Below are 17278 nucleotides of genomic sequence, written 5' to 3' on the forward strand. Positions count from 1 at the left end.
TTCAGTCATTGAGGAGACGATAATGGACATAAAACCGCCTGGCGTCACAATAACGGAGAGCCTGATATCCCAGAAACAAGATAATGCATTTATCGGTGTACCGGTTTTTATTGGTCATACCCAACCGGCCAAAAATAGCCGTGTCAGCGATAAAACTGCCGTCAAGCTCACCAGCCTGGCCGATTTTACCTTGTCATTTGAGGGATCAGGATTGATGTACTATTCAGTGCGTCACTTCTTTGAAAATGGGGGTCAGCAAGCCTATGTATTGCCACTGGGAACAGATAAACCACTAAACGATTTTCAATCGTTGACCACCACACTGCAACAGGATTGGGTTAAACAAGCGATTACCGCAGAGAGTGCAATCACGCTGATTGTCGTCCCTGATCTTGTCTACCTTAATCAGATGGATGATCCCGATTCAGACATCGTTCAACACGACAAAATTCAATTCTGGCTGGGATCCTGGCAATCGGTACTCGATCTTTGCAAAAGCCGGCGCGGCATGATGGGATTGCTGGATGCCCCGGATAATCCTGAATTGGCCAAGAAATGTTTAGCGCAGTTTTCTTCACGTGATCGACAATGGGGCACCGTATACTGGCCAAGGCTAAACAGTGCCTATCAGGATAACGCGCAAAATACTGTCGTGCTTTCACCTACCGCAGCGGTTGCTGCCGTTATCCAGCGTAACGATACCCAAATGGCTATCTGGCATGCACCCGCTAATGTCGCGTTAGCCAAAGTGATAAGCCCGATACGCGCTTATATTGAAGCCGATGGCCTCTTTAATCCCAATGGCACTTCGTTGAATCTGGTTCGCAGCTTCCCCGGCAAAGGGATTAAAATCTGGGGATGCCGCACCCTGGACAACACACCCGGCTCCCCCTGGCGCTATATTCAAACCCGCCGTCTGGTTTCCTATATCGAAGCGCATATGACCCAACTGGGCCGCGCTTTTGTTTTTGAACCCAATAACGCCATCACCTGGATGAAATTCAAAGGTCAGGCTTATAACTGGCTGCGTCAGTTATGGTTAAAAGGCGGACTGCGAGGCACACAGGAAGATCAAGCATTTGAAGTGTTACTGGGCCTTGATGAATCAATGAGCGAAACCGATCTGCGAGCCGGGAAAATGATCATGAAAATCAGGCTATCAGTATTAATTCCAGCGGAATTTATCGAGTTGAGCCTGACATTTGATACCCGTTCCGGAATCACCCATTAAATCAAGCAGGGGCAAAATATGAACAATTTATACACCCCGTCGGTGTCACACCGTTTTATCGCCAGTTTTCTTTTTAATAATATCCCCAGCCCACTGGATATCGCCTTCCAGCGTATATCGGGCCTCAGCCGTGAGCTGCAAACCAGCCAACACAGCCAGGGCGGTGAAAACGCCAGAAATACCTGGCTGGCTGAGAAGATCCAGCACGGCAGTCTGGTGCTGGAGCGCGGTGTGATGACAGTGACGCCACTCACGTTGGTGTTTGATCGCGTCCTGCGCGGTGAAAAAGCGGTTTATGCCGATGTCGTCATTATGCTGCTGAATGAAAATTCAATCCCCGTGGCAAGCTGGACGTTAAGTAATGCCCTGCCGGTTCGCTGGTCCACCGGCGACTTTGATGCCAATAGCAACACCGTTTTAGTGAACTCTCTGGAATTACGTTATCAGGATATGCGCTGGTTAGGAGTGAAAGTATGACTGTCGAAATTAAGGAACTGATTATTCAGGCCAAAGTCATCGACTCAACGAATGACCCTGTCGCTCCACGGACATTAGCGCAGGAAACGTTGGATAACGCCCGTCTGATTGAGAGGGTGAAACGGGAAGTACTGGACGCATTGCGTGAAACAGGAGGCCATTATGAGCTTAATTGAACGTAATCTGTCCAGACTTACCCTCACCGCCTTCAAAGACCGGGAAGGGAAAACCGCCGTGGGCAGTTTACAGGCGATGTACAACCCCGATGCCATCCAGCTTGATTATCAAACCCGCTATCATCAGGATGAAAGCGTTAACAGTGCCAGCCAGAGCAGCCGTTATGTGTTATCCCAACCTGCGGGCCTGTCGTTAATCCTGCTGTTTGATGCCACGATGCCCGGCAACAACACGCCGGTAGAAAAACAACTGGCGACGTTGAAAGCCCTGTGTGCCGTGGATGCCAGTACCAAAGTGCCCCACTTTCTGAAAATCAAATGGGGCAAAATGCGCTGGGAAAACAAAGGCTATTTCGCTGGCCGGGCCAGCGGCCTCAGCATTGATTACACCCTGTTTGACCGGGACGCCACACCACTGCGGGCCAGCGCCACTTTATCTCTGGTGGCGGACGAAAGTTTCGTTATTCAGGCCACCGAGCAGCAATTAAAATCGCCGCCGGTCACCGCGGTCAGCGTCACCGATATGCTCTCTCTGCCGTTGATCGCCTTAGGCGCCGGCGCTTCTCTGGCCGGCGGTATTGATTATCTCTCTCTGGCCTGGCAAAACGGACTGGATAATCTTGACGATTTCACTCCCGGACAAACGCTGCAAGCCAAGGGGGATGTATGAAAATACCGGCGATAACCATCAAGATAGGCGGCAAAGCACTCAATCAACTTACTGTTATCAGCCTGACAGTAAACCATCATATCAATGGCATTCCCTCGGTTAACATCACACTGGGTATCGCCGGTGATGCCAGCCATATTTTTGACGCTAAAGCTCAGGCTGAACTGGCAAGTTGCCGCCCAAATCATGAACTTATCGTGCAGATGCAAAAAACCGTGTTGTTTAAGGGGATCATCGTTCGGCAAGCGCTTGGGCTTAAAGGTCAGGACAGCATCATCACCCTGACAGCCAAACATCCGTTGCAAAAATTAACGCACAACTTCCACTCACAACTTTTCAGCCAACAGAGTGATGAAACGATTATCAGAAAGCTATTCAGCCAAGCAGGAGTTCCGCTAACGATAAAACAAGCGCCTCAGTTGAAAACGGTGCATGAACAAATGGTGCAGTTCCGCTGTCATGACTGGGCCTTCTTAAAAAGCCGACTGGCCGCCACCAATATCTGGCTGCTGCCCGGCAATGACACCGTGACGCTGATTACCCCTGAATCGCTGAATCAGTCAACCGTGCATACGATCCACCCGCGAGCCAACACTCAAGATGTGGTGCTATTTGAGGCGAATCTGCAATGGGATAACCAGCGCAGCCCGAAAACAGTGAGTGTGCAATCCTGGGATATCACCCAACAAAAATTATCGCAGGCAAATCAGGCAAAAAGCAGTGGCCTTGGCCGCGGTCAACTCGCCGCAGATAATCTGCCACCACTGACCAGTCAGGAGTGGCAATGGGTTCTCAGCTATCCGCTGGATAACGGACAAGCCAAACATCTTGCTCAGGGCATCCTGAATAACCGGCGAAATCATAATGTCTCCGGCAATTTTGAAGTCGAAGGCCATGATCGTTATCAACCGGGCCATCTCCTGGCGTTAAGCGGCTTTGGTCAAGGAATGGATGGTCAGGGAATTATCACCGGCGTGAGTCAGACAATTAATCAGCGGCAAGGCTGGCGCACCCGGCTAACGCTGGGCCTGCTGCCAGAAACCGAGCAAGTTGTACCGCCGGTTAAAGAGCTGCATGTGGGTATCGTGGAAAAATACCAAAAAGATAACCAGTCGCTGGGACGTATTCCGGTCAGGATCCCCGCCTTAAGCTTAACCAACGGTGTGCTTTTTGCCCGCTTAGGTAAACCTTATGCCAGCCACGAAAGCGGATTCTGCTTTTATCCTGAACCGGGGGATGAGGTGATTATCGGTTTCTTTGAATGCGACCCCCGATTCCCGGTGATATTAGGCGCCATGCACAACCCGAAAAATAAAGCACCGATAGAACCCAGTGAAACAAATCAAACGAAAACCCTGGTCATCAAACAAGGAGATAATCAACAGGAATTAATCTTCGACCATAAAGATAAAACTCTCACACTCAATAGCGGAAAAAACACGTTATCGCTGCAACAGGATAAAGATATCACGCTTAATTCCACTCAGAATCTCATTATTAATGCCCAGGAAATTAACCTACAGGCCGAAAAATCTCTATCAGCCACGGGAAAATCCGGTGTCGATATTAAAGGTACGAAAATTAACTTAACACAATAATAAGGCAATACGATGACAGACAAAATATTAGCCGATATTTATGGCCGGGGCTGGGCATTTCCGCCACAGTTTTCGATAAAAGATAATGCTTATCCTGAAATACCCACCGGCGTCACCATCGCGGAAGGCGCAGAGAATGTTCGCCAGAATATGAAAATCCTTTTTCTCACCGAACCCGGCGAACGGATTATGCGGGAAAATTACGGCTGTGGCCTGAATGATTATCTGTTTGCCAATATCAGTGACGAATTGATGGCAGAGATTCAAACCCGGATTGAAGAGCGGGTACTGCGCTATGAACCGCGCGCAAATATTACCGAGATCCAAGTGAACCAGAGAATAGATTTACCTAATACCTTGCATATTCAGGTCAGTTACGCCCTGAGAGGCAGCGAAATCAGCCAGCAACTTGAAGGTGTCCTTGAAGTTAGCGAGGGCCAGTTACGGGTGAACCTATGAGCAAACAACTGGTGGTGGATGGCGACAATTTGCTGTTCGAACCGTTATTCGGTAACCGGCAGGTCACTATTCTGGGACCAGCAACCATCCGGGGCAGCGGACACGCCCAAATTCAGGGCAAAAAGATCGCCATTGTCGGCGATGAAAAAAAGGTCCAACTCCAGGCGCAATATATTACCCCCAGCCACCCGGTACCCGGCATGGGGATGGTCACCATTGCTCAGTTGGATGCCAGCCAGCAAGCAAACTTTTGCCGCAGCCCTGCCACGGTGATTGTTGTCGGCCAGCAATTTATCGCCCGTTTTACTCCGTCACAACCGGCAAATAATCCATCAAGTGGCCCGGATGTCACAACGCCAAGTATGGGCAAAGGCCGTTTTATTGCCAGTCAATATATTGTCAGTGCCGGGTAAATAGTCCCCTTCAATCTTATTTTTAAATAACAACGCTCTCCTGAAAATCTATCAGGAATATTCGAATAACAGGTGGTATAAATATGGGACAGGCCGGGTTAGATAATAAACTCTCTGCTATTGTGCCGGATACTGCGTTTAAACTTGATGAAAGAAGTACGCTGGATATTTTAAACTGGCTTAAAACCTACGCTGAAAACATCCCTTTCGATCAAGCCAAAAATCAGTTCTGGGACAGTTTCTATTTTATTCAGGAAAATCATCCTCAGCAATTAGCGGATATTTACCAAAACATTAATCAAACGGATGGATCTTTACCGGCACATCAAGCTTTTGTATTGGCTTTTTTAACGCTATTAGAAACAACCAACCGATTATTAAATACCTTCCCGGCACGGCATCGTGATCTTTATTACCGGGAATTATTGGGGCTGAAACCTAAAAGCGCGCAAGCGGATAAAGTGGCTATCGGTATTACGCTGAATACGGATAACCCAGAATTTCTGGTAGCCCAAGGAACGCGGTTTGATGCGGGGCAAGACAATGCCGGTAATCCGTTACAATATGCATCTGATACGGATTTACTGGCGAATCAGGGAAAGTTAACCGATCTGCGTTGGTATCGAAAAGTGGGCAATGTCTGGAAATCAGCAATACTATTAAGTGACTCAGACAACATTGAATTCCCCAAAAACGGTATTCAACTTTTTAGCGAAACATCTCATGATCTTGAGGTCCAATCTGACCACCTGAATTGGGGCGAAGCAAATATATCGTCATTAACCCATGACACATTCTACTTAGGCTTTACCAATGTATTACCGGGACAAACTTTATCTTTATATTGGCAGTCAGAAGGTGTTAAAGCACTTAATTTATCCTGGTCTTATCTAAATCAGAAAAATATCTGGCAGCCAATCAATCAACTAGTCCACGACCAAACCCGTAACCTGTTTGACCGGGGGATCTGGCGCACACTATTGCCACAGGATGCTTCAAATCAGGCAGCCCTGATGCCAACGGGACGGTATTGGCTGAAAGCCGAGATAACCAATAAGATTGAAGCCCAAGATTACCCACGAATTAAAGGCATCCTGTATAACGCCACCACCGCCAAGTTAATCAACGTAGAAACCATTGAGCAGGAGCACTTTATCAACGGATTAGCCGCAGAAAGCATTAAACAGCCGGTCAATACATCCGTTGCCATCAGTGGTGTGACTCAACCCTGGGTCTCCTGGGATGGTCACCCACAAGAAACTGAACAAACCTTCCTGACGCGGATCCCAGCCCGGTTATCTCACCGTAACCGGGTATTGAGCTGGGGAAACATTGTCACCTTACTAAAAGAGCAGTTTGTCAGTTTATTTGATGTCAAATACCCTTCTGCCAGTGAGTTAACTAAAATCCCAGCGCCGAAAGAACAACAACTGATTGTGATCCCCGACAGCCGCTACAAAGATAACGATGATGCGCTGCGCCCAACGTTAAATCCGGCCCGACTGACAGAGATGGTCAAGTGGATCAGCCAATTAAGCAGCCCTTGGACAACGATTAAGATCAAGAACCCAAAATACATTAGCGTCAATGTCAATTATCAAGTGAAATTTATTTCAGGTATTAACCCCGCCTATGGTCATCATCAGCTACAGCAGGAACTCAGCCGAAAATATATGCCGTGGGGAGAAAATGCCGCTATCGGCGTGACGACAGGTAACCACATTGATTATTACCAATTATTCGCCACCATCCAACAATCCCCTCTGGTTGAACGGGTCACGGATTTAACGTTGGAAAAAGTTATCCCGTCGGAGAGCCATATCAGCGCCACTAAAGATGACCTATCCACCCCTGCCGTAGGTAACAGTATCGGGGCCGCCGATGATCAAGTGCTGATTTTAGTCTGGTCAGATTCAAGCCAAGGAGTTAACAATGAATAATCAGGACGCCCTGTTTCCCATCGTCAAAGACGACATTACCTTTGATGCCTTACTCACTCAGGCCAAAACGGTGATTGAACAGCAATCCGGCCAAGGCTGGAGCAATACCAGTGAAAATGATCCCGGCATCACCTTATTAGAAGCGTGTTGTTATGGTGCCTCCGATCTGGCTTACCGTCACTCATTACCGCTCAAAGATCTGCTTACGCCTAAAAAAGAAGACCAGACATCCGGCGACGGTATTTTTCCTAAAGAGTTCGGCCCGCAACAAATACTGACGTGTGGCCCAATCACTGCGGAAGATTATCGCCGGGCTTTACTGGACTTACATAGCAGCGACACAGTCAATGAAACAAGTGAAGGTTATTTTTTCTTTAACGATGTACAGCTCATTCGTGAACCTGACAATCAACGCTATGAATATTGGTACAACAAAGAAAAACGTGAATACAGCTTTAAAAATTCCGGATCAGATAGCCCATTAGCACTCAGAGGAAACTACTGGCTTTATTTACTCCCCAACCGAGAAACGGAAGATAATAAAACACCGGCTCAAGAGCGGCTGAAAGCTTTCCTAAAGGATAATCGAAATCTGGGGGAATCCGTCAGTAACATTATCTGGCTAAAACCAACGGATTTCTTATTACAGATTGATATTGAGCTGGACGATGATGTTAAAGATATTGCCGATATCTTCGCCAAAGTCTATATGACAGCGGAACAAATGGTACTGGCAAAACCATTACGCTATACCACCCAAGTCATGAAAGAACAGGGTTACAGTAATGAAGAGATATTTTCCGGCCCTTATTTACATCACGGTTGGATACCGGAATTACCTCAAGCCAAAGATTACACCGGCTCGACTCTATTAAATCTCAGCCACCTGGTTAATCAGTTACTGGCAATCACAGGGATACAAAGTATTACCCGATTTACATTAGGTGAGCACGATGGCAATATTTCTCCATGTCAGAAAGATAACTGGTCCTGGAAAATTGCTCAGGGGTATTACCCCAGACTCTGGAAAAAAGATCCATTAACATTAATTACCTCACCAACCAGCCCACTCACTATTACCGCCAAAGGTGGGGTTAAAGTTGTCGTATCTAAGCAACAAGTGGAAGAAAAAATAATTGCAAAGCCTCTGATTGATACCCAGCCTGAATTACTGGGCTGGGGGAAACATCGTAAAGTCCTGGATTACTACCCGGTGAGCAATAAATTACCCGCCTGCTATGGATTACAAGCCTACGCCAGTACCCCACAACAAATACAGTTGCACCAATTTATGCTGCCTTTTGAACAAATGCTGGCTAACGGCTGCGCTGAACTCGCTCTGTTGCCGAAACTCTTGGCGTTCAAACAACGGGGAGAAGCCGTATACGGTGTGCAATGGCCTTTTAAAGATAATATGGTCAGCCAGAACGTTCATCAAAATATCATGCCTGATTTAATGACCAGGCTAAGTCATGATTCACAAATCTATATTGATGATATTCAGCAACAAGACTATGCAAACTATGCAAAAGAGCTGACAATTCTGGATTATCTGTTGGGTTATTTTGGCACTCAGCGTGCAGCCAGACCATTGACACTAGACACACGAGATTTTCTGGACACCCAACGCGGTTATCTGGCTCAACAACCGGAACTCACCTATCAACGTAATAATATTCGTATTGATAAAGTATCAGCACTGCAAAAACGGATTGCAGCCCGGTTGGGTTTAGGTGGGGAATGTTTCAGCGAAACCCCCGATCTGGCTGAACTGCCTTTCTACTTAATTGAGCATCGCCAGTTATTACCGGTAAAACCCGACACAACATTCGATATAAAGCAAAAGCCTGATGCTCTGGAAATTGAAGATGATCAATTAAGGATCACACAGAAAAATTCAGCCGGCCGGTTACTGCAAGGTCAGGTAATTAACCTGATTATCCTTGAAGATGACAGAGAATTTCCGTTACGGGGCCAAATGATCACCGAAGTGACAGGAGATACATTCTCGCTTGGAATTGGTAACAGCACGGATCTGGAGCACAATCTACACCGGGTGCAACAGGCATTTGATGATGGTAAGTTGCGTTGGCAAAATAGCCCGGTGTGGCTGGAAGATATGGATTATCAACTGGTTTATGCCGATGAGACGTATAAAAATGTTACCGAAGATGAACGTTGGATTACCTCCAGCACCCAAAGCCCCTTCCCTGCAATGATCAAAGTGGATGACGAAATCACCCTAAAATATGTCATTACACCCGCGGGACCATCCCAAAAAATATCAGCCCGTGCAGTACGTACTGAACCTCGATCCGAATATGAACTCAAAGCGCGTGTCATTAAATTTGATCGCATTAAGGGTAAGATATTAATTAAACGCAACAAAGATTCACAAAATAACTTTCCATTAGCAGCAGAAGCCTGGCGTTATCGCTGGTATTTCTCCAGCAAAGAATATGCTGCGGCTGATCGCTTTTCATTTGTAGTGAGTGTCGTAATTAACCGTCAACTCATTGAAAATGAGCGTGTTGATCCTTATAAACTGGAATCTTGGGTGAAAACTGAGATTTTAGCTGAATTCCCCGCGCATATTTCGATGATTATTCACTGGCTTTCAGAGGAACATTTTGAAGATTTTGCCAGCACCTATAAACGCTGGCAAAACAATGACGCGCCTTTAGGAGATGAAGCATACCATATATTAGAAACCTTAACTCTGGGAAGACTACCTTCTGCCGCAACGGGTATTGGCAGTATGCGAATCGCCACCGAACAGCAGCGTATTGAGGTGGTTGGTGAATCTGACGATAAATGGAACGAAGACGTCATAAAATCCAATCAGCTCCTGTATGTGCCTTATACTAAAAGGGTAATACGGGTAGATATTGACCTTAATAAAGAGAGTGATAAAGCCACTGTTGTCTCAGAATTTCTATATCAACCTGTAGATAATAAAGGAAAACTGGTTTTCTTAACCGATGATAATAAAATAGGGCCTGAATATGCAATATTGGAATCAGCTAATGCATGGACAGATTACTATGTCAAAGTTAAGAAAAACAAAAATGGTGTTATTACCGATGAGATATTGCATATTAAAGGAAGAAAAAAAGTAGGGCTTAACTCATCATGGAAAGCAATGAGTTTATATGATCTCCCGGCAGGAAATAGCTGGTCATTCTATTACGGATTTGTATTAGGCGATAATCAGGATCTTTCTGGCGCATTATTCCATACCGAAAAACCCCTGATGTTATCATTGAATTACCTATCTGATTCTAATGACCTTAAAGGAGAAACACGGACAAAATTTGGTTTTCACTTTATTTATGATGGAAACAAAATATAAAATAGGCTCCTCATTTATTTCCACATCATAATATTTTAAAAACTTCTCTATTATTTAAATATATCTTAGTGTAATAACACACATAATATAAGGTGATAAAAATGGTAAAAAAATATAATCTGTACAGTGCAGAACTCACTCTGGAAAATATTAATCTTAAATCAAATCTCCCATCAGCAGATGATTTAAAAAAGCGTTTTAAAGAAGGCAGTATTCCATTACAAACCGATTATGCCGACTTGATTAATATTGCTGATATGGGCCGCAAAGCCTGTGGTCAGGCACCACAACAAAATGGCCCAGGAAAAGGATTGAAACTGGGTGATGACGGTACACTCAATTTAAAAATTGGGGAGATTTCCAGCCAAGACTTTTCTCCATTAATACTCGAAAAAGATATTTTATCTGTAGACCTTGGTAGTGGACTGGTTAATAAAACCAATGGAATATGCGTTGGCACGGGTAATGGAATTGTTGTAAATAACGATAATGTAACCGTTAAACCTGCTAACGGTATTACCGTTGATAGCAACGGTGTTTCAGTCAAACCCAACAATGGCATCAATGTTGATACTAACGGAGTCTCTGTAAAGGTTAAAGATAAAACGATCAATGTCGAGTCCACAGGGATATCTGTCAGGCTTGGTTGGGGGATAAAAATAGGTGATGGATTAGATGTTAAGGCCAGTAATGGTATTAACGTTGATAGCAATGGTGTTTCAGTCAAAGCAGGTAACGGTATCACGGTTAATTCAAACGGCGTCAGTATTGATCCCAACAAAGTACTTCCCAGAGGAATGATTGTGATGTTTTCTGGCAGTAGTGCTCCTACTGGATGGGCATTATGTGATGGTAAGAATGGTACACCAGATTTACTCGATCGGTTTATTTTAGGTGGAAATTTTTCTGGTATTAATGGAAAAAGTAGTGACAAAGCTTCAGGTAATGCCAATGCTAAGGAGTTCAAAATAAGCACAACAAATAAAAAACTCACGGTCACAATAAAAGGCACAAAACTTTCTTTGAATCAAATGCCAAAACATAATCATCTAGGGGGAATGGCTTATTATGACGGCACAGGCTCAAGATACGGTGATATTAAAGAGACAAAAGAAAGCAAACAAATTGATAATAACCCCGGCAAACTTGACTTTATGAGCTCTACATCAGGTGAAAAAAGAAATCTTTTTTCAGGAAATGATGTTAGCCCTCATTACCTTTACACATCTGAAACTGGGAATGGAGAAGAGCACACCCATGCGGTTGATGCGAATGCTAATATTATCCCCCCTTATTACATTCTTGCTTTCATCATGAAAACCTAACATTTATTAAACAATTGAAATTTTAATTATCTATTAATCACAAAGGACATATCAATATGACTTCGGAGCCAAATCTGTTAAATCGGATTACCATTACGATTGAGGCTAATAATCAACAGGTAGCTAAAAAAGTATTGCATGGCTCCCTACTTAATCAAGCTAATATAAACAACTTATTTAATACATTCTTTACTCAACGCTCTATTAATCAAGATATCTATTTAGAAACATTAACCCTGGATCTTGGCGAAATAAGCTTACATGACTTTAATTCACTGTTTCCAATCCGGCTGAATTCTGCTTTAAATAAAGCACTAAGCCAATATCAGATAAACAATAAGGAAGAAATTCGCCTAAATGCACCAATGCTAAATAAAATCACCCATAATCCTTCTTTATCTGGCGATAATAATTTCATTGATGCGGAGAATTTCATTCACGCCTTATATCAAAAAGCTCCCCAATTAAATCCAGCGGAGGCAATATCAAATAATAAAAATAGTGATATCAAGATTAAGCAATTAATAAATCAATTAACACGGATAGAAAACAAATCAGCGTTATTATTAGCAAAAATCTGTTTATCTGAACATAGCCTACAACAGCTTTTAGCTATCAAACAGCCTGCTTTATTGAGCGCTATTAATCACAGATTATCCGAAAGGGTAAATAAACCACATCATCAGGAAGCGATTACCACCTCCGGGCAATTGATACTCAATGCACTGGAATATATACAGCGGCATAATGCACAGGAAATACTTAAACCCGATGCAAAAATCATCTCGCGTATTACAACTGAACTCAGTAACGGTACACTTAATACTGCGTCTGTTATTACGTTATTTCGTCAGACTATGACCCACAATATCCCATTAAATAATTGGCTAAAACAACTCTGGCAAACAGCTGCTGTTTCACGGCTTTGCCAAAAGCACCTGTCGGTTGAAGAACACCAATATCTATTGGAATGCTTTATACCAAACCACACGGGTAAAAATAGATCTGAGATAAAACCATTCATGAGTAGCGCTAACTCGTCAAGCGTTCAGAAATATCAACATTCGATAAATCAAAAAGTAACCGACAAAGATCGGCAAGCATTATCAATATCAGATAACCCATCGGTTATCAGAGGAAATAACCATAACCCACTTCAAACCATCAACAAACCACACGCTGAGCAGACTTTATTACCTGAACACCCCCTTACACGCCAAGTAAATAATGCCGGGATATTAATTCTGTGGCCGATGCTACCCGCGCTGTTTAATCAACTTGGCCTGCTTGAAGCACAGAAATTTATCCATCGTCAGGCTCAGTTCAATGCCATTAATTTACTTGACTACCTGATTTGGGGCACCGAAGAGAGACCAGCAGAAAGAAAAGTACTGAATTACGTGCTGTGTGGGCTAATAGCCGATAAAGATATTAAATCAATCCCTATCGAGCCGGAAAAACAATTGATAACAGATCAATGGCTGGATGCGGTTATCAGCCAACTTCCCGGCTGGAAAAAATTAAGCCGTAATGATGTCCGTCAACTGTTTTTACAACGACCGGGGGAATTACTGGCAGACGAGCAAGCAATCAAAATCACTATCCAGCATCAACCATTTGATGCGCTGTTGGCTGATTGGCCGTGGCCATTAAATATCGCCAAACTTCCCTGGTTGGATCACCCTTTACGCATCGACTGGCAAAATATTTAGAAGGTTTATATGGATTACTCACTGACAATTAACCACGATATAGCGGCAAAATCACACTGGATTTATCCCCATTTGGAACGTATCGATCTATGGTTACAGCATTACTATTACCAAAAGTGTGACAAATACGACTCCTTACCGGAAAGTTTTTTACTCGCCGAAGATGAATTAGAACAACGTCTGACAAAACCACAGGGCATTCCCCATTGGCTAACTAAAACGGAAGATATTATTAGCTCCCCAGAAACAGAGAAAAACCCTACCCTTGATCCATTATCACTATTAGTTGAGCGTTTTGAACTCACTGAATTTGAACGGGATGCCTTACTATTGGGTTTATTGCCGCATTTTGACAGCCGGTATCATGCACTATTTGCTGCTCTCAATGGTAACAGTAAAAAACAGTGGCCGAGTTTTGCTTTAGCGATTGAACTATTTAGCCAACGCCAAAGTGATCGGCAATTACTGCAAAACAATTTTTTACCGCAAACACCGTTAATCAGTAACCAACTATTACGAATCAATCACCACGAAGAACCTATTTGGCTACAGACACAATTTTTAACTCATAGCGCTGTCTGGCATTTTCTATCCGGACAACAGGTTATTTTACCGCCTCTGACAACCTGTGTTTATTGGTGTACTCCAGACTCAGAGAGTTGGTATCCACAAACCCTTTATCATTCACTCGAAAAAATATTACTGAATAAAACAGACGATATTCACCCACTGGTTATACTTAGAGGAAAACAGGACAGCGCCAGAGAAATAGCGGTCAGTCATATTATGGCGTCCCATAATATTAATACCTTAACTCTCGATTTAGCTCTCCTGCCTGACGAAGAGAGCCAAACCACAATATCTAACTTACTGACAAACGCCGTACGGGAAGCCCGGCTACACGATGCCTGCTTATTAATCCGTAACTTTTCTTTACTCACAGATGAAAAGAAAATATCGCATAGCAAATTATCCACTTTATTGAATCAGCCAAAATTAAAAACAATTTGTCTGGCAGAGCCGGGAGAGGCGTTAGTCTGGCTTAAACAGCTGCCAATAGTGCAAATTGATATGCCAGCCCTCACACTGGCGGATAAAAAAACGATGTTGGAAGCAAACTTGCCGAATAATATAATCCAGGAAATGAGCATCACTCAATTGTGTCAGCGTTTTTCATTTACAGCGGAAACATTACCACTGATTATTGAAGAAGCATACCAATATCAAATACTGCGAAAATCAGAAGTCCAATTAACAGAAACCGATCTGCATAAGGCATTAAGTTTTCGCGCTCAACAAAATTTCGGTAAATTAGCTCAACGAATAACCCCCAAACGCAACTTTAATGATCTGGTCATCTCAGATGTATTAACTCAACAATTACAAGAAATTATCGCGGCTATTCATTACCGTGAACAAATTCTGGCTGCCGGATTTCGGGAAAAAATAGGCTACGGCACCGGCATTAGTGCGCTATTTTATGGCGAATCCGGGACCGGCAAAACCATGGCCGCAGAGGTGATTGCCGGATATCTTGGTGTTGATTTGATTAAAGTCGATCTTTCTACTGTGGTGAATAAATACATCGGTGAAACGGAAAAAAATATCTCCCGGATTTTCGACCTGGCCGAAGCCGATTCCGGCGTACTGTTTTTCGATGAAGCCGACGCTTTATTTGGTAAACGCAGTGAAACCAAAGACGCCCAAGACAGACATGCTAATATTGAAGTTTCTTATTTATTACAACGGCTGGAAAATTATCCCGGATTAGTCATTCTGGCTACCAATAATCGCAGTCATTTGGACAGTGCATTTAACCGCCGTTTCACCTTTATTACTCGTTTCACTTATCCCGATGAAGCATTACGTAAAAAAATGTGGCAAACCATTTGGCCTGACCAGCTTAAACTGGCCGATGAACTTGATTTTGAACATCTGGCTAAACGGGCTGATTTAACCGGCGCTAATATCAGAAATATTGCTTTATTAGCATCCATGTTCGCAAAACATGATCACTGTGAACAAATCGAAAATAAACATATAGATCGGGCAGTTACTCTCGAATTAAATAAAACTGGCCGGCTGGTTTTCTAATAAACTCATAAAATTGGAGTCAATATGACAACGATAGTTGCTTCCGACAATGCGATTGTTGAAGTTAATAACGCATTAAATAATATTTTATCCCAATATTTAAATACCAATGGAAATAAGATTGATATACGTTTTGATCTACCCGAAATTAACTCCATTCAATCGGAACCAACGGTAAGTGTATTTCTTTATGATATCAATGAAGATTTACAATTACGTACTGCCGAACCAAGACGTTATAACCCGATGACCAGCACATTATTACCGGGATGGATAAACATCAATTGTCACTATTTAATTACTTACTGGGATGCCAGTAAGCCATCAAGCGACAGTTCCAGCCCGGATAGTCAGCCCAATAATCAAGCCGCACAAGTGATGACACGAGTTTTAAGTGCCTTAATTAATAACCGTCAATTAACCGGCATTCCCGGTGCCTATACTCGAGTGATTCCACAACAGGAAAACTTAAACAGCTTGGGTAATTTTTGGCAAGCTCTTGGTAATCGTCCACGCCTCTCTTTGATGTATTCCATTACCGTACCAATGAAACTGCAAAATATTGAAGAGAGTGTGACCCCCATCAGCAAAATCTCCGCTTCTGTGGATCAAAAACCCAATCTTGACAGTTTACAAATAAATCAAGTTCTAAAAGATAAATTATGTGCCGATTTAGGTGATACAGAAGATGTTCAATTCAGAAAGTAATTTCTTATCAGCATTATCTCGATATAAAACATCACAAGAATCGCCAATATAAAACGGTATTTGATTAAATAATTGACTTAAGAGGGCTTATTCATGTTCAAACGTGCTAATTCTCAGACAACATCCAGACGACGTTCTAAAAATACCGCTAAGATATCACCATTATCAGACTTTTCTGATGGAAATGAGCCTCTTACCCTCCAACCTGTGAAAAAAGAGCATGAAAACAAGCGACCTAAAGGATTAAAACAATTTCTCACGGATAGAGAGCTTAACAAAGGGCATATTTCCCCGCTGAAAAATAAGGGGCTATTAGTGGGCAGCGAGGATGCGCCAATTAACCTACCGGTCATAGCTCATCGCTATGACCGTCACCATAAGCTTGCACAGGCGATGCCGCTGAAAGATAACCACGCCAATCATAAAAATCCTTTTCATGGTGTTATTGCTGGATTTAACGGCGATCAGGTCACCTCTTCCGAATCAGGTTCGGCAACAATAGGCGTGCATTGGGGAGAAAATACCTTGGATCCCAATATCATCGGTATAAATGTGGTCAATGGCGCATCGGGAACCGTAGGGATAAAAATTGCTTTGGAGGATATACAACCTGAATGCCCGGTCATTATCACGTCCGGCGCATTGAGCGGTTGTACCATGATGTATGCGGTGAAGGATAACGATTTCTTTGCCTATCATACGGGGCAGAAACCGGGTGATGATGAATGGAAAACAGGGCGGCAGGGTGTTGTCACGACCAATCAGAGCCATCAAGCCCTTTTACCGGATAGCGAGCCGGTTACAGTTGGGGAACATAATAATGATTTAGTGAATATTTTCGCCAAGTATGATCAAAGTGTCATTACCTATATGGGAAAACCGGGAGTTGTCATTGATAACACAGCAGAAAATGTCAGCATTTTTAACTATGACGAAATCAAACCTGAAAAGCTGGCTATCAGAGCGGGTTACAGCTATGCGCTGCTGGCCCGGGATGATAAAGGCAAGGTGAACGTCAAAGTATTATCGGAGGATGCTATTGTTTCGCCGGGCAAGAAAGGCAATACCATTAAGGTTATTAATTCACTCAAAAAACGGTTGTTATAATCTGCCCAAAATAATG

13 protein-coding genes and 1 pseudogene are annotated in these 17278 nt (G+C 43.4%); all 14 read left to right on the top strand.

Translation table 11 applies throughout. From position 1 onward, the window contains the following. Nucleotides 1-22 precede the first annotated feature (22 nt). The gene (locus tag ACGF7G_RS11540; RefSeq protein ID WP_387465609.1) at nt 23-1231 is read left to right on the top strand and encodes a phage tail sheath C-terminal domain-containing protein; all 1209 of its coding nucleotides are present in this window, start codon (nt 23-25) and stop codon (nt 1229-1231) included. A gap of 18 nt (nt 1232-1249) precedes the next feature. Continuing rightward, nucleotides 1250-1708: a phage tail protein gene (locus ACGF7G_RS11545; RefSeq protein ID WP_133814579.1), complete on the top strand. Its 459-nt coding sequence runs from the start codon at nt 1250-1252 to the stop codon at nt 1706-1708. Continuing rightward, nucleotides 1705-1884, top strand: coding sequence for a DUF5908 family protein (locus tag ACGF7G_RS11550; RefSeq protein WP_133814578.1), 180 nt, complete (start codon nt 1705-1707; stop codon nt 1882-1884). Before ACGF7G_RS11545 ends, ACGF7G_RS11550 begins: the two co-directional genes overlap by 4 nt. After that, the gene (locus ACGF7G_RS11555; RefSeq protein ID WP_387465612.1) at nt 1871-2554 is read left to right on the top strand and encodes a hypothetical protein; all 684 of its coding nucleotides are present in this window, start codon (nt 1871-1873) and stop codon (nt 2552-2554) included. Before ACGF7G_RS11550 ends, ACGF7G_RS11555 begins: the two co-directional genes overlap by 14 nt. Continuing rightward, complete coding sequence (locus ACGF7G_RS11560) at nt 2551-4152, top strand: phage baseplate assembly protein V (RefSeq protein ID WP_387465614.1); 1602 nt, start codon at nt 2551-2553, stop codon at nt 4150-4152. The genes ACGF7G_RS11555 and ACGF7G_RS11560 overlap by 4 nt, the downstream gene beginning before the upstream one ends. A 12-nt stretch (nt 4153-4164) precedes the next feature. Further along, the gene (locus ACGF7G_RS11565) at nt 4165-4611 is read left to right on the top strand and encodes a GPW/gp25 family protein (protein WP_133814575.1); all 447 of its coding nucleotides are present in this window, start codon (nt 4165-4167) and stop codon (nt 4609-4611) included. After that, nucleotides 4608-5024, top strand: a complete 417-nt coding sequence (locus ACGF7G_RS11570; protein WP_133814574.1) for a hypothetical protein — start codon at nt 4608-4610, stop codon at nt 5022-5024. The genes ACGF7G_RS11565 and ACGF7G_RS11570 overlap by 4 nt, the downstream gene beginning before the upstream one ends. Before the next feature lie 83 nt (nt 5025-5107). Next, complete coding sequence (locus ACGF7G_RS11575; protein WP_387465617.1) at nt 5108-6964, top strand: hypothetical protein; 1857 nt, start codon at nt 5108-5110, stop codon at nt 6962-6964. Continuing rightward, nucleotides 6957-10316 (top strand): hypothetical protein, encoded by a 3360-nt coding sequence (locus tag ACGF7G_RS11580; RefSeq protein ID WP_387465619.1) that lies wholly within the window; start codon nt 6957-6959, stop codon nt 10314-10316. The genes ACGF7G_RS11575 and ACGF7G_RS11580 overlap by 8 nt, the downstream gene beginning before the upstream one ends. A 101-nt stretch (nt 10317-10417) precedes the next feature. Next, the gene (locus tag ACGF7G_RS11585; RefSeq protein ID WP_387465620.1) at nt 10418-11641 is read left to right on the top strand and encodes a tail fiber protein; all 1224 of its coding nucleotides are present in this window, start codon (nt 10418-10420) and stop codon (nt 11639-11641) included. Nucleotides 11642-11697: 56 nt separating this feature from the next. Beyond that, nucleotides 11698-13353 (top strand): contractile injection system tape measure protein, encoded by a 1656-nt coding sequence (locus tag ACGF7G_RS11590; RefSeq protein WP_387465622.1) that lies wholly within the window; start codon nt 11698-11700, stop codon nt 13351-13353. 9 nt (nt 13354-13362) lie between these two features. Next, the gene (locus tag ACGF7G_RS11595; RefSeq protein WP_387465623.1) at nt 13363-15447 is read left to right on the top strand and encodes an ATP-binding protein; all 2085 of its coding nucleotides are present in this window, start codon (nt 13363-13365) and stop codon (nt 15445-15447) included. Nucleotides 15448-15471: 24 nt separating this feature from the next. Beyond that, nucleotides 15472-16143, top strand: a pseudogene (locus tag ACGF7G_RS11600) (DUF4255 domain-containing protein); the annotation flags it as partial. Nucleotides 16144-16248: 105 nt separating this feature from the next. Beyond that, a complete protein-coding gene (locus ACGF7G_RS11605; protein ID WP_387465625.1) occupies nt 16249-17262 on the top strand; it encodes a cytotoxic necrotizing factor Rho-activating domain-containing protein in 1014 nt (337 codons plus the stop codon). Nucleotides 17263-17278 lie beyond the last annotated feature (16 nt).

This window comes from Photorhabdus sp. RM323S, from assembly GCF_042879375.1.
Lineage (GTDB): Bacteria > Pseudomonadota > Gammaproteobacteria > Enterobacterales > Enterobacteriaceae > Photorhabdus > Photorhabdus tasmaniensis.